Annotated in this window: 13 protein-coding genes and 1 other RNA gene; 2 read left to right on the forward strand and 12 right to left on the reverse strand. The window is 65.4% G+C overall.

The features are described 5' to 3' along the window. Positions 1 to 25 precede the first annotated feature (25 nt). The 9 genes from glnA to ACCC97_RS00185 all read right to left on the reverse strand — a co-directional run bounded on the left by glnA (position 26) and on the right by ACCC97_RS00185 (position 10,343). Positions 26 to 1,441, reverse strand: a complete 1,416-nt coding sequence (glnA, locus tag ACCC97_RS00145; protein ID WP_007829403.1) for a type I glutamate--ammonia ligase — start codon at positions 1,439 to 1,441, stop codon at positions 26 to 28. A gap of 146 nt (positions 1,442 to 1,587) precedes the next feature. Beyond that, complete coding sequence (locus ACCC97_RS00150) at positions 1,588 to 2,388, reverse strand: competence/damage-inducible protein A (RefSeq protein ID WP_007829401.1); 801 nt, start codon at positions 2,386 to 2,388, stop codon at positions 1,588 to 1,590. Then, positions 2,385 to 3,275 (reverse strand): EI24 domain-containing protein, encoded by an 891-nt coding sequence (locus tag ACCC97_RS00155; protein ID WP_007829399.1) that lies wholly within the window; start codon positions 3,273 to 3,275, stop codon positions 2,385 to 2,387. The genes ACCC97_RS00150 and ACCC97_RS00155 overlap by 4 nt, the downstream gene beginning before the upstream one ends. 50 nt (positions 3,276 to 3,325) lie before the next feature. Continuing rightward, positions 3,326 to 4,300, reverse strand: coding sequence for a sterol desaturase family protein (locus ACCC97_RS00160; RefSeq protein ID WP_007829397.1), 975 nt, complete (start codon positions 4,298 to 4,300; stop codon positions 3,326 to 3,328). A gap of 13 nt (positions 4,301 to 4,313) precedes the next feature. Then, the gene (locus ACCC97_RS00165; RefSeq protein ID WP_007829395.1) at positions 4,314 to 5,126 is read right to left on the reverse strand and encodes a polysaccharide deacetylase family protein; all 813 of its coding nucleotides are present in this window, start codon (positions 5,124 to 5,126) and stop codon (positions 4,314 to 4,316) included. Beyond that, positions 5,110 to 6,117 (reverse strand): YncE family protein, encoded by a 1,008-nt coding sequence (locus tag ACCC97_RS00170; RefSeq protein WP_007829392.1) that lies wholly within the window; start codon positions 6,115 to 6,117, stop codon positions 5,110 to 5,112. The genes ACCC97_RS00165 and ACCC97_RS00170 overlap by 17 nt, the downstream gene beginning before the upstream one ends. Positions 6,118 to 6,207: 90 nt before the next feature. Continuing rightward, complete coding sequence (locus ACCC97_RS00175; protein WP_413331316.1) at positions 6,208 to 6,957, reverse strand: pseudouridine synthase; 750 nt, start codon at positions 6,955 to 6,957, stop codon at positions 6,208 to 6,210. A gap of 61 nt (positions 6,958 to 7,018) precedes the next feature. Beyond that, the gene (gene ggt, locus ACCC97_RS00180; protein ID WP_413331317.1) at positions 7,019 to 8,755 is read right to left on the reverse strand and encodes a gamma-glutamyltransferase; all 1,737 of its coding nucleotides are present in this window, start codon (positions 8,753 to 8,755) and stop codon (positions 7,019 to 7,021) included. A gap of 37 nt (positions 8,756 to 8,792) precedes the next feature. Then, the gene (locus ACCC97_RS00185; RefSeq protein ID WP_413331319.1) at positions 8,793 to 10,343 is read right to left on the reverse strand and encodes a methyltransferase regulatory domain-containing protein; all 1,551 of its coding nucleotides are present in this window, start codon (positions 10,341 to 10,343) and stop codon (positions 8,793 to 8,795) included. Positions 10,344 to 10,711: 368 nt separating this feature from the next. Here ACCC97_RS00185 and ACCC97_RS00190 point away from each other — a divergent pair, with 368 nt between their 5' ends. Then, positions 10,712 to 10,987: a hypothetical protein gene (locus ACCC97_RS00190; protein ID WP_007829385.1), complete on the forward strand. Its 276-nt coding sequence runs from the start codon at positions 10,712 to 10,714 to the stop codon at positions 10,985 to 10,987. A 9-nt stretch (positions 10,988 to 10,996) separates the two neighbouring features. After that, positions 10,997 to 11,200, forward strand: a complete 204-nt coding sequence (locus tag ACCC97_RS00195; RefSeq protein WP_007829384.1) for a hypothetical protein — start codon at positions 10,997 to 10,999, stop codon at positions 11,198 to 11,200. Between the two features lie 67 nt (positions 11,201 to 11,267). On the opposite strand, the gene ssrA is transcribed toward ACCC97_RS00195, so the two are convergent. The 3 genes from ssrA to ubiG all read right to left on the reverse strand — a co-directional run bounded on the left by ssrA (position 11,268) and on the right by ubiG (position 13,058). Beyond that, positions 11,268 to 11,652: a transfer-messenger RNA gene (ssrA, locus tag ACCC97_RS00200) on the reverse strand. 12 nt (positions 11,653 to 11,664) lie between these two features. Continuing rightward, positions 11,665 to 12,330, reverse strand: a complete 666-nt coding sequence (locus ACCC97_RS00205) for an HAD family hydrolase (RefSeq protein ID WP_042672795.1) — start codon at positions 12,328 to 12,330, stop codon at positions 11,665 to 11,667. Continuing rightward, the gene (ubiG, locus tag ACCC97_RS00210) at positions 12,330 to 13,058 is read right to left on the reverse strand and encodes a bifunctional 2-polyprenyl-6-hydroxyphenol methylase/3-demethylubiquinol 3-O-methyltransferase UbiG (RefSeq protein ID WP_007829382.1); all 729 of its coding nucleotides are present in this window, start codon (positions 13,056 to 13,058) and stop codon (positions 12,330 to 12,332) included. The genes ACCC97_RS00205 and ubiG overlap by 1 nt, the downstream gene beginning before the upstream one ends. Positions 13,059 to 13,067: the final 9 nt, after the last annotated feature.

The following is a 13,067-nucleotide window of genomic DNA, read 5'->3' on the forward strand; positions in this document are numbered from 1 at the left end:
TTGAATCCCCGTCAGGGGCTCGCCTTTACAGCGAGTAGTACATGTCGAACTCGACCGGGTGGGTCGCCATGCGGAAGCGCGTGACTTCCTGCATCTTCAGCTCGATGTACGCATCGATGTATGCATCGGTGAACACGCCGCCCTTGGTCAGGAACGCACGGTCCTTGTCCAGGTATTCCAGGGCCTGGTCGAGGCTGTGGCAGACGGTCGGGATCAGCGCGTCTTCTTCCGGCGGCAGGTGGTACAGGTCCTTGCTGGCGGCTTCGCCCGGATGGATCTTGTTTTCGACGCCGTCGAGGCCCGCCATCAGCAGCGCAGCGAAGCCGAGGTACGGGTTCATCAGCGGATCGGGGAAGCGCGCTTCGACGCGGCGGCCCTTCGGGTTGGCCACGAACGGGATGCGGATCGAGGCCGAGCGGTTCTTGGCCGAGTAGGCCAGCTTCACCGGGGCTTCGAAGCCGGGCACCAGGCGCTTGTAGCTGTTGGTGCCGGGGTTCGTGATGGCGTTCAGGGCACGGGCGTGCTTGATGATGCCGCCGATGTAGTGCAGGGCGAAGTCCGAGAGACCTGCGTAGCCGTCGCCTGCGAACAGGTTCTTGCCGTCCTTCCAGACCGACTGGTGCACGTGCATGCCGGAGCCGTTGTCGCCGACGATGGGCTTGGGCATGAAGGTGGCGGTCTTGCCGTAGGCGTGGGCCACGTTGTGGATCACGTACTTCTGCAGCTGGACCCAGTCGGCGCGCTGGACCAGCGTGCTGAACTTGGTGCCCAGTTCCATCTGGCCGGCGTTGGCCACTTCATGGTGATGCACTTCGACCGGGATGCCGAGCGATTCGAGCACCAGGCACATTTCCGAGCGCATGTCCTGGAAGCTGTCGACCGGGGGAACCGGGAAGTAGCCGCCCTTGACTGCCGGACGATGGCCGGTGTTGCCGTGCTCGTATTCCTTGTCGGTGTTCCACGAGGCTTCTTCGGAGTCGATCTTCACGAAGCAGCCCGACATGTCGTTCTTCCAGCGGACGCCGTCGAACACGAAGAACTCGGGTTCCGGACCGAAGAAGGCGGTGTCGCCCAGGCCGGAGGCCTTCATGTAGGCTTCGGCGCGCTTGGCGAGCGAACGCGGATCGCGCTCGTAGGCCTTGCCGTCGGCGGGGTCGATCACGTCGCAGGTCAGGATCAGCGTCGTTTCTTCGAAGAAGGGATCGATGTTGGCGGTGTTCGGGTCGGGCATGAGCTGCATGTCCGAAGCTTCGATGCCCTTCCAGCCGGCGATGGACGAACCGTCGAACGCGTGGCCCGAGGTGAATTTGTCTTCATCGAAAGCCGAGACCGGCACGGTGACGTGCTGCTCTTTGCCACGGGTGTCGGTGAAGCGGAAGTCGACGAACTTGACCTCGTTTTCCTTGACGAGCTTGAGTACATCGGCGACGGTCTTTGCCATCAGTTTCTCCTGAGTTGGATGGTGGTTAGGAATACAGGGACGAGGGATGCAGTTTCTGTGCCATTGTCGCCTCACCCGACGACGCTTTGGCGAGCGCTGCAAACCCCAAATAGAGGCGGAAATTCACCAAGTTGGTGCAATCGACATCAACGCACCAATTCTGGGCCAAGCTTGGCATCAAAGGTGTGCAACCCTTCGATCAGCTGGACATAGGCGGCATCGAGCCGGCCGGGGTCGCCCTTGACGCCCAGCTCGATGTGCCGGCCATATTCAGGGTGGTCGACACTGGGCAGGCTGAACACCTTGATGCCGGCGTGCGCGGCCTCGATGGCCTGCATGAGCGGGGTCAGCGTGGCTTCCATGGCACCGAAAACGATCACCGATTTCTCGGCGACGGCATTGCGGGTGAACAGGTCGGCGTAGCGACTGTCGAGCACGGACTCGATCATGGGCCAGGCCATGACCGGAAAGCCCGGCACGAAATGCACGTGGTCGACGCTGAAACCCGGAATCTTGTTGTACGGGTTGCGGATGATGGTCGCGCCCTGCGGGAACACGCCCATGTTGAGGCGGTGGATGTTGTCGGGACGGTCGGGCTCATAGGGCAGGCCCTGTTCGTCCGCCGTGTCCCGCATGCGTTCGCGGATCAGCATCTCGGCTTCGGGGTGCAGCGCGAGCGGCACGCGCAGCGCCTGCGCAGCGCACTGGCGGGTATGGTCGTCGGGCGTGGCGCCGATGCCGCCGGTCGAGAACACGATGTCGCCCGAGGCAAAGGCGCGCATGAGCGCGGCGGTGATGCGCGCGGGCTCGTCGCCCACGTACTCCGCCCAGCCGAGCTGCAGGCCGCGCGCGGCGAGCAGCTCGATGACCTTGGCCATGTGCTTGTCGGCCCGCTTGCCGGAAAGGATCTCGTCGCCGACGACGATGAGACCGAATGCGCGTGTCATGGTGAACCCCATTGAGAGAGTGCGGCCTTGCTGGCTCCCTCGGCTTCGAGGGCCGACGTGGTGCCGGCGGCGGTCGACGCTTCGGCCACGGCGCGCTGAGCGCGCAGCTGCGCCAGCGCGTCGAGGCAGTAGTGCGCGAACCAGAGCGCCGAGAAGGCGAAGACCAGTGTGTAGATCCAGATGGCGATCGGCACCAGCACGAAGAAGGCGGCGGCGAACAGCAGGCCCGATGCCCAGACGATGCTGGGCGCGGCGCCCAGGTAGCCGCAAAGCACGCCGATGCACAGCAGCGGCAGCCGATGCGCGCGCAGCAGTGCGGTGCGCTCCTCGGGGCTGGCATGCTCGGCCAGCGCATCGAAGCTCATCACGCGGTAGGTGAGCCAGCCCCAGATCAGCGGCGGCAGGATCAGCACCAGCGGCGGAATGAGCCACAGCGGCATCGACACCACGAGGGCGATCAGCGCCAGGATGGTGACGCCCAGCGAACGCGCGACGCTGCCGAAGAACGAAGCGCCCTTTTTCTGTTCGAGCGAGGGAAAGCGCCGTTCGGCCACCAGCTTCGTCAGCGCGGGCGCCATGAAGCCGGCCACGATCAGCAGGCAGAGCACCACGATCACCGGGGTGGCGGCAAACACCACGACCAGGGACGCCAGCGCGGAAGTGACGTCACCGGAGAAAAGACGGCCGATCCAGGCCCAGAAGCTCGACAGCAGCGGCCAGGCGTCGAGCGCGCCGCGCGTCCATACAACCGCGTCGTCCCAATAGAAGTAACCGAGCCCCGCGGCCAGCACCACCATCAGGCCCAAAGGCAGCAGCGACAGCACGATCACGCGCGGCAGCATGCAATAGGCGACCGCGCGCCAGAAGGAGTCGAGGAGCAGGCGCATGAGGCAGCGAGGATAACGCGTCGGACGCGCCTTTCAGGGCCCGGAGCCCCTCAGCCGCGACCGGCCATCCGCTTCAGGCCGAGCCACTGCTGGGCCCAGAAGCCACGGCCGTAGTCGCGCACGCGCCCATTCGCGTCCGGCTCGACCTGGTCGCGGATGCCGGTCGGGTCGTAGCGATCCTCGAAGTTCGCGGTGCGAAACAGCATGTCCCACCACGGCAGCAGCACGCCGAAGTTGTGGCCGCCCAGCGTGCTCTTGCCGTTCGACTCGTGCCCCAGTCCGATGCTGTGGTGCAGCCGGTGGAAGCGCGGGCTGATCCACAGCCGCTCGCCGATGGCGCCGAAGCTCAGCCGCAGGTTGGCGTGCTGCAGGCTTTCGCTGAGCTGCGTGAAGGCGACGAAGGCGATGAACTGCCCCGGCGCCACGCCGATCAGCTGCGCCACGATGACGATCAGCGTGTCATGGACGATGTCGTCGAGCAGGTGGTTGCGGTCGTCGCTCCACATGGTCATCTGGCGCTGCGAGTGGTGCAGCGAATGCAGGCCCCACCACCAGTTGAACTGGTGCTGGCCGCGATGGATCCAGTAGCCGACGAAGTCGAGCACCACGAGGTAGATGGCGAAGGCCACCACCGGCACGTCGGTCACGCCGGGCCACACCTCGTCGAGATGAAAGGTGCCCCACCCCGCCGTGCGCAGGCTGCCCAGTGCGTCGTCGAAGAAGGGCTGCAGCGTGAAGAACAGCGCCAGCCGGAACAGGCCGAGGCGGTGGATCAGCGTGTAGAGCACGTCGATGCGGACCGCATGGCGATCGACCACCGGCTCCACCGAGCGCCAGCGCTGCAGCGGCCCGATGACCGCGATCAGCACCAGGATCTGGATGAGGCCGACCAGCAGCCAGCCGGTGGCGTCGAAGGCGTCCTCGGTCCAGCCGCCGAGGCCGACGGCATAGACCAGCGGCTGCACGGCGGTCTCGAAGAACCAGCCCTGCAGGGCGGAAAAGGCGTCTGTCAGCCAATCGATCATGGCGGCAACTCGGTCAGGGGTGGGATGCGATCCAGGCGCGGAAGTCCGGATGCTGGCGCAGCGTCTGGAAACAGAAGCCCTTGGCCTTGAGACCGACGATCAGCGGCTCGAGGTTGGCCGGCGCCCACGGGTCCTTGCGCGACCAGATGCCCAGGTGCGCGAGCAGGATGTCGCCAGGGCGAATGGTGTCGAGCGCCTGCGTCAGCAGCCTGGCGTTGCTGAACTTCTCGCTCGGCAGTTCGTCGCCGAGGAAGCCGGCGGGTGCCCAGCCGACGTACTTGTAGCCGCAGCCCTCGGCGGCGGCCAGCAACGCGGGGGACGTCTTGCCGCCCGGCGCGCGGTACAGCGGCAGCGGTTTCTTGCCCGTGATGGCGGCCAGGCGGTCGGACGACTTGCGGATGTTGGTGCAGTACTCGGCCGCGCTCCAGGTCGATTCCTTGCCGTCCTGCGGGCCGGCCGAAGGCTTGATGCGGAAGCTCGGCGGCGCGCCCTTGACGTCGGCGCGCCAGTACGCGTGGTCGTAAGTGTGGGAGCCGAATTCGTTGCCCTCGGCCGCCCTCGCCTTCCACCACGGCGCCCAATGGTCGTCGAGGCTGTCGCCGTCGGTCTGGGTGCGCTCGGCGGCGGCGAAGAAGGTGACGCGCACGTCCTGCCGCTTGAGCACGTCGGCCACCAACGGGGCGACGCCCATGTGGCCGGTGTCGAAGGTCAGGTACACGGGCTTTTCGCAGGTGGCGCCCGGCTGCGCGCCCCAGGCCACGGGCGCCAGGGCCCCGGCCAGCGACAACGCGAGGGCCGCGCCGATGCGGCTAGATGCGCTTGCCATGATCGAGCGTCCAGACACCGTGCGGCGAACGGCCGACGTTGACCTGGCGCACGACCTTGTTGCTGGCCAGGTCGACCACGCTGAGCTTCTTGGCCCATCGCGAAGTCACGTACAGCGTCTTGCCATCGGCCGAGACGTCCATGCAGTCGGGGCCACCGGGCACGGGATAGTTCGCGATGACCTTCAGCGTCGCCAGGTCGATCCGGCTGATGCTGTTGGCCACGCGGTTGCTCACGAACACGCTCTTGCCGTCGCCGGCCGAACGGAAGGCGTGGGCGCCCTTGCCGGTGGGGATCTTGCCGACCAGCTTCGGCTCGGCGCCGGCCACGTCGAACACCTGCACGCCGTCGCTGCCGGTCAGCCCCACCAGCAGGGTCTTGTCGTTGTGCACGCCGAAGATGTCGGCCGGCATGGTGCCGGTGGCGGTGCGCCACTTGACGGTCTGCGTGGGCAGGTCGATGGCGATCATCTCGTCGCTGTCCTGCATCGTCACGTAGGCGATGGTGCTGGTGTTGTCGATCCAGATGTGGCTGGGCGTCTTGCCGCTGGCGATGCGCTTGGCCAGCTTCAGGTCTTTCCCGTCCCAGCGGTAGATGTCGACGTGGTTCAGGCGGTTGCCCGCCGTGACGAACCACTTCATGTCGCGCGAGAACTGCAGCTGGTACGGATCGATGATTCCGTAGACCACGCGCTGCACTTCGGCCGTGCGGGGGTTCAGGAAGGTCAGCGAATCGCCCGCCGAGTTGGCCACGATGACCGATTTCTCGTCGGGCGTCATGTAGAGGTGGTGCGGCTCCTTGCCGGTGGCGATGCGCTGCTTTTCCGTCCAGTCGACCGGATTGATCACGCTCACGTTGGCATCCAGCGAGTTGAGCACGAAGATCGGCGGAGGTTCGGCCGGCGCGGCAGCAGCGGTGTGTGCCGCCAGGGCCGTCAGACAGGAAAGCAGGAAGGCCGCGGTGCGGCCGTTCGGTCGAGCAGGGAGTCGCAAGGGAAGGTTCCGAGAGAGAGCTGCGAATCTTAACGGCCAGGTCTTATGGCTGGCTGACCGGGAATACGCTCTTTCGCTCGCTTTTCCCCTCTATTTCGCCGGTTTCGCCGGCTTGGCCGGCGCGCGCAGCGCCGCGACCTCTTCGGCCGTCAGCCACCGCCACTGCCCCGGTGCCAGGTCGCCGGGCAGCACCAGGTCGCCGATGCGCGAACGATGCAGTCCCTCGACCCGATTGCCGACCGCCGCCAGCATGCGCTTGACCTGGTGGTATTTGCCCTCGGTGAGCGTGAGCCGCAGGTGCAGCGGGCTGTCGGATTCGCAAGCGGCCGCGCGCACGGGCTTCGGGTCGTCGTCGAGCACGACGCCGGCCAGCAGCTTCGCGATCTGCGCTTCGTCTACCGGGTGCTTGGCGGTCACTTCATAGACCTTCGGCACATGATGCTTGGGCGAACCCATCTTGTGGATGAACTGACCGTCGTCGGTCATCAGCAGCAGGCCGGTGGTGTCCTGGTCGAGCCGGCCGATCGCCTGCACGCCCTGCACCGCCCCCTTGTTGGGGCGCAGGCGCAGCGGCGACGGCAGCAGCGTGTAGATGCTCGGGTAGGTCGAGGGCTTCTGGGAGCACTCGGTGCCGGCCGGCTTGTGCAGCATCAGATAGGCCTTCTCGTGGTACGCCCACGCGGTGCCCTGGACGGTGAAAAGCAGGCCGTCGGGATCGAGATCGGCAAAGGGGTCGGTCACCGCCTGGCCCGCGACGGTCACGTGGCCTTGCTGGACCAGGCCCGCGCACACGCGGCGCGTGCCGAAGCCCTGGGTGTAGAGGATGTCTTGCAGGTGCATGAAAAATGAAAAAAGCGGCCGTGCCGACAAGGGCACGACCGCCTTCTAGTTTGCCGCAGTATCAGTAGCCGGCGGCCAGGCCGGTGTTGCGGCGGGGGTCGTTGGCGCCATAGAAGCGGTTGGCGCCGACCGGCTTGCCACCAAGGGATGGCGCACCGACGATGATCGCCGCCAGGTGGTTGGCCGGCTGCGGCACGCCCAGGTTGTGGCCCATGTCGGTCAGGATCTTGCGCGTGTCGGGGCTCAGCGCGAAGGTCTCGACGTTGGTGACGTCGGGCAGCCACTGCTGGTGGAAGCGCGGCGCGTCGACGGCCTCCTGTACGTTCATGCCGTAGTCGACGACGTTCAGGATGGTGTGCAGCACGGCCGTGATGATGCGGCTGCCGCCCGGCGTGCCGACCACGAACACCGGCTTGCCGTCCTTCGACACGATGGTCGGGCTCATCGAGCTCAGCGGGCGCTTGCCCGGCTCGATCTTGTTGGCCTCGCCCTGCACCAGGCCGTAGAGGTTGGGCACACCCACCTTCGCGGTGAAGTCGTCCATCTCGTTGTTCAGCAGCACACCGGTCTTGGCAGCCGTGACCTTGGCGCCGAACCAGTCGTTCAGCGTGTAGGTGACCGACACCGCGTTGCCCCACTGGTCGGTGATCGAATAGTGGGTGGTGTTGCTGCCTTCATGCGGCGCCACGCCGGGCTTGATGTCCTTCGAGACGCCGGCCTTCTTCGGGTCGATGGCGGCGCGGATCTTCTCGGCGTAGCCCTTGTCGAGCAGCCGCTCGAGCGGGTTCTTCACGAAGTCGGGGTCGCCCAGGTAGCTGTTGCGGTCCACGTAGGCATGGCGCATGGCTTCGATCTGGTAGTGCACCGATTGCGCCGAGCGGAAGCCCAGGTCCTTGAGCGGATAGCCCTCGAGGATGTTGAGCATCTCGCAGATGATCACGCCGCCCGAGCTGGGCGGCGGCGCCGACACCACGCGGTAGCCGCGGTAGTCGCACTCGACCGGCGCGAGTTCGCGCGTCTTGTACTGGTCGAGGTCGGCCTGCGTGATGATGCCCTTGCCGGCCTGGCTGGAAGCCACGATGGCCTGGCCCACCCAGCCCTTGTAGAACCCGTCGGTGCCCTTGGCGCTGATTTCCTTCAGCGTCCTGGCGAGGTCTTTCTGCACCAGCTTCTGGCCGACGGCGAAAGGTTCGCCCTTGTTGAGGAAGATCGCGCCGGAGACGGGGTCCTTCTTGAAATCGTTGGTGGCCGTGAGCAGCATGTCGATGTCGCCCTGCTCCAGCGCGAAGCCCTTGTCGGCCAGCTGGATCGACGGGGCGATCAGGTCGGCTCGCTTCATCGTGCCGTACTTTTCGCGCGCGTACTCCATGCCGGAGACCGAGCCCGGCACGCCCACGGCGAGGTGCCCGTTGGTGCTCAGGCCCTTGATGACGTTGCCGTCCTTGTCGAGGTACATGTTGGCCGTGGCGGCCAGCGGCGCCTTCTCGCGGAAGTCGAGGAAGGTCTTGCGGCCATCGGCCAGCTGCACGGTCATGAAGCCGCCGCCGCCGAGATTGCCGGCGGCCGGATACACCACCGCCAGCGCATAGCCCACGGCCACCGCCGCATCGACCGCGTTGCCGCCGCGCTTGAGCACGTCGACGCCGACCTTGCTGGCCAGGTGCTGCGCGCTCACGACCATGCCGTGCTCGGATGCGACGGGCGCCACCGACGCGGCATTCGACGCGCCGGCGGCCGCCAGCGCGAGCACCGCGGCGACGGCAGCGCGCAGCTTCGGGGTCCATTGGATTTGTTGCATGTGAAAGTCTCCTCTTGGGCGTGATGAAGAATGAAGTTCAGGCCGTCAGCAGTGCCTTGCGGCGCAGGGCGTCGAGTGCCAGCGCGACCTGCTGGCGGGCGAATTCCTTGACTGCCGGCGGGTCGGTCAGCGGCTTGTCGTCCTTGACGAAGCGCAGGCGATCGCTGCGCACTTCCGCTTCGAGATGCTCAGCCAGGGCGTCGTGCGAGTGTGTGCCGTCGAGCAGCGGCAGCAGGCTTCGCTCGAGCAGCGTCAGCACCACGGGCTCGTGCCATTGATTGCAGGTGTTGGCTGTGGCACCGGCGCCTGACGCAAGGCCGGAAGCACCCCGAACAGCGGGCAGGACCCGCGGCCGGTCGGAAATCGCGTCGGCCGCCGGCACCGCAGTGCGGCGGATGCGCAGGGCGCCGAGGATCAGCAGCTCCTCGAGCATGGCCAGCACGGCCGCCTCGACTTCGGCGGGCGGCTGCGCCGTGAGCGCGGAGGTGGCCTCGATGAGGGCCGGGACCGACATCGACGCCGGATAACGCATGTCGAGCAGATGCGCCACCGCCTTGTGCACCGGTACCCGCAGCGTGACCTTGCGGCCCTGGATCGCGCTGCACGGCTGCTCGCGGGCATCGAGCGTGAGCGCCTCGCCGCCGTCGGCCTTGAAGACGCCGGCGAACTCGAGCAAACGGATGCGCGCGGGCTCCAGCTTGTAGCGGATATGCCTGGCCTGCTCCTGCTTGACCAGCAGGGTCTGGCGGAAGGTGCGATTGACCAGGAAGTCGAGGTACTGCTCCATCATGACCTGGCTGCCGCCGCATTCGCGCAGCAGCGGATCGCGCACCTTGTCGCCGTAGTTCTGCACGAACATCGTCGACGGCTCCGCATCGGCCAGGTAGGCGAGGCCATGAACGTTCGCGCGCGCCACGAACTCCTTGAAATAGCACGGGGCGTTGCAGGGCTCGAGGAACTCGTGCAGCAGGTACGAGCTGTTGGCGCTGCGCACGATCGGCATCGCCTCCTCGAGCGTCTTCTTGAGCACGCTGTCGGCGCGGGCCGACTGCTCGAGGAAATCGAGCATGCCGCGTGCATAGGACAGCTTTTCGTCGGGCGTATCGCGTGGGCCACCGCGCAGGATCATTGCGTCGCGCACGATCTCGCGCGCCTTCCAGCCGGGGTACACGTTGTAGCTCACGTAGGCCACGCCGCTCGGCGCGAGGTTCTCCGAGCAGATGCGCAGGATCGCGTCCTGCACCGGGCCCGGCACCCAGCTGTAGACGCCGTGGCACACGATGTAGTCGAACTGGCCGAACGAGGCGTCGATGTCCGCAAGGTTGAAGGCCTTGAGCTCGATGTTCGACAGCCCGGCGCGCCCGATGGCCGCCATGCCCTGCGCCACCTGCACCGTCGAGAGGTCGACGCCGATCGCAGAAGCCTCGGGGTGGCGCGCCGCAAAGGGAATCAGGTTGCCGCCGGCCGCGCAGCCGAGCTCCAGCACGCGGGCCGTTGCAGGAGACGGAACATCGAGCCCGAAGAGAAATGCCAGCGCTTCCAGATGCTCCATTGCCGACTGTGGAAACGGATGCGAATCATAGGGCACCGTGTCGTAGTAAGTGGTCAACTCTGAAGTCAGCGAATCCGGCACGGGCGTCCTTTTCGGGATCTGGGCAAGCGGCAGTGCCTTGGTACGGGCACCGCGGGCAGCGATGGATTGCAGCAAATGCAATGTGACAACGCTGGCCGACTATAGCCCGCGTTCGAGCAAAAAAACGAGCCCGAGCAGGCCGCGCGAATGGCACAGAAAAAAGCCCAGCCGCGAGGGCTGGGCTTGAAAGCCTCTCTGCTTGGCATGCATCGAGGTCCCCGCACAGGTTGACCAGCGGGGGACGGTTACCCGTCAAGGAGAAATTTCGGCCGGGACACAGTTTACTGTATATTTATACAGTCTTTTCAGAAAGGATACCTGCCATGTCTCTGACCGAAGAAACAACCGCTGCGCCCAATCACGCGCTCAAGGAAGCGCTGGCCTGGATCTCGAAGTTCGCGCACGCGTGGAAGGCCATCGAGCCTTCGCCGAGAAGCCTCAGCATCGACGGCTTCATCATCTGGGGGCCTGTGCTCTACGAGAAGCACAAGAGTGAAGATCCCGTGCGGTTGGCGCACCAGTTGTTCGGCAAGTCCGGTGAATACTTCAAGTATCTCTACCCCGAGCGCGGGCCCGGCTCCAGCGATCGCCGGTCTTAGAATGACCCGATGAATTGGCGCACACTGCTTCCGCTTGCCTTGGTCCTCACCGGCTGCTCGACACCCCCCAACGAAGTGACGCAGGTTCGCGACGGCGTGCTGCGGGCCAAGACGTACGTACAAGCCTCGGACTATTGCGACGCGCAAAGCAAGACGCCGCGCTGGCTCGGCAAGGCGCCTGCAGAACAGGGCGTCCTGTTCCAGTGCAACTGAGTCTGGGTCGCTGGACATGGTCCAGCATCTGCAAGCCCATGTTCAGAGAGGCTCGCGTTGAGAAATGTGGTGGAGCTGGGGGGATTTGAACCCCCGTCCGCAAGCCTTCATCGCGCAGTTCTACATGTTTAGTGATCTGATTTGAGTCTCGCTTCCGGAGTCGCGCAGTCACACGCTAAACCGGACGCCAGCACCCTATTTTCTCGCCCCGACCCAAGGTACCCGGATCGGAGCCAGCCCATGTAATTATCCTTGCAGCCGGGAGGTCAGGATTGCTCCAGACCCCCTTGCCCAGCCCATCGGCCAACTGTTGCAAGGCTCACTGGCAATTAAGCAGCGAGTGCGAAACGTTCGTCGTTTGCAGTTAGTTTGTTTGAATCTGTTTTACGAGCGCATTCAGCTCGACATGCCCCGCTGCGACTCCGAACCCACGTCGAAACCAGTGCAGCCCCAAGCCTCACATTTTAGGCTCTATTGAGTAACTTCAAGAGCTCAAGGGGCGAAGAGATTGAAGCATCCGCCTGCCAGAGCGTTGAATCGGCCTGCGGCCCCATGTAGCCATAGGTCGCCGCAACCGTGCGCATGCCCGCAGCCCGGCCCGCGATGATGTCGCGCTCGTCGTCGCCGACGTAGACACATGCCTCCGATGGCACGCCGAGCCGGCGCGCCGCCTCATGCAAGGGCTCGGGATGCGGCTTCGCAAATGGCGTGGTGTCACCGCTCACTACCGCGCCCGCACTCGCGAAAAGCGGAATGGCGCGCGTCAGCGGATCGGTAAAGCGCATCGACTTGTTGGTGACGACGCCCCACAGCAACCCAAGCTCGCGCAGCGCCTCGATCAGCGCCTGGATGCCGTCGAATACCTGCGTGTTGAGCAGCATGCGGCGCTCATAAGCCACGAAGAACTCTTCGCGCAGCTCATTGAACTCGGGCGAATCCGGCGTGATGCCGAAAGCGATACCGAGCATGCCGCGCGCGCCTGCTCCGGCCATGGGGCGGTAGCGCTCCAGCGGGTATGAATGGAGGCCGCGATCGGTGCGCATCTTGTCGGCTGCAGCACCCAGATCGGGCGCACTGTCGATCAGCGTGCCGTCGAGGTCGAACAGCACGGCCCGCGTCTGCGCGCCCATCATTTCCTTGAATCCGGCGAGGCCGGCTTCTGCGTGGCGAACATGTAGTTGACGCTGGTGTCGCCGCTGAGCCAGTAGCGCCGGGTCAACGGGTTGTGCTCCATGCCGCGGGTGTGCCGCAGATCCAAGCCCGCCGCGCGGCAGTAGCCGGCCAGTTCGCTGGGCCGGATCAGCTTTGCATATTCGTGGGTCCCGCGCGGCAGCATGCCGAGGACGTACTCGGCGCCCACGATCGCAAACATGAACGACTTCAGATTGCGGTTGATCGTCGAGAAGAACACCCAACCGCCGGGCTTGACGAGCGCTGAGCAGGCCTGGATCACCGAGGCCGGCTGCGGCACATGCTCGAGCATCTCCATGCAGGTGACGACATCAAAGCTGCCGGGCTGTTCGGCAGCCAGCGCCTCAGCACTGATTTCGCGGTACTTCACTCCGCGGGTGCCGGCCTCGAGCGCATGCAGTTGCGCGACCTTGAGCGCCTTGCCCGCAAGGTCGATGCCCAGCACCTCGGCGCCCTTGCGAGCCATCGAGTCGGCCAGGATGCCGCCGCCGCAGCCGATATCAAGCACGCGGCGCTGCGAAATTGGCGCAATTCCGTCAATCCAGTCCAGGCGCAGCGGATTGATTTCATGCAACGGGCGGAATTCGCTCTCCAAATCCCACCAACGATGTGCGAGCTCTGAAAACTTGGCCAGTTCGGCGGGATCCGCATTCACATTTTCTGTCATACAGCGATT

It is taken from the genome of Variovorax sp. Varisp85 (assembly GCF_047304045.1).
Classification (GTDB): Bacteria; Pseudomonadota; Gammaproteobacteria; order Burkholderiales; family Burkholderiaceae_C; genus Variovorax.

Bases quoted from the DNA above. Each gene is read 5' to 3' on its own strand.
- glnA (WP_007829403.1), bottom strand. From the start codon at position 1,441: ATGGCAAAGACCGTCGCCGATGTACTCAAGCTCGTCAAGGAAAACGAG.
- ACCC97_RS00150 (WP_007829401.1), bottom strand. From the start codon at position 2,388: ATGACACGCGCATTCGGTCTCATCGTCGTCGGCGACGAGATCCTTTCC.
- ACCC97_RS00155 (WP_007829399.1), bottom strand. From the start codon at position 3,275: ATGCGCCTGCTCCTCGACTCCTTCTGGCGCGCGGTCGCCTATTGCATG.
- ACCC97_RS00160 (WP_007829397.1), bottom strand. From the start codon at position 4,300: ATGATCGATTGGCTGACAGACGCCTTTTCCGCCCTGCAGGGCTGGTTC.
- ACCC97_RS00165 (WP_007829395.1), bottom strand. From the start codon at position 5,126: ATGGCAAGCGCATCTAGCCGCATCGGCGCGGCCCTCGCGTTGTCGCTG.
- ACCC97_RS00175 (WP_413331316.1), bottom strand. From the start codon at position 6,957: ATGCACCTGCAAGACATCCTCTACACCCAGGGCTTCGGCACGCGCCGC.
- ggt (WP_413331317.1), bottom strand. From the start codon at position 8,755: ATGCAACAAATCCAATGGACCCCGAAGCTGCGCGCTGCCGTCGCCGCG.
- ACCC97_RS00190 (WP_007829385.1), top strand. From the start codon at position 10,712: ATGTCTCTGACCGAAGAAACAACCGCTGCGCCCAATCACGCGCTCAAG.
- ACCC97_RS00195 (WP_007829384.1), top strand. From the start codon at position 10,997: ATGAATTGGCGCACACTGCTTCCGCTTGCCTTGGTCCTCACCGGCTGC.
- ACCC97_RS00205 (WP_042672795.1), bottom strand. From the start codon at position 12,330: ATGGGCGCGCAGACGCGGGCCGTGCTGTTCGACCTCGACGGCACGCTG.
- ubiG (WP_007829382.1), bottom strand. From the start codon at position 13,058: ATGACAGAAAATGTGAATGCGGATCCCGCCGAACTGGCCAAGTTTTCA.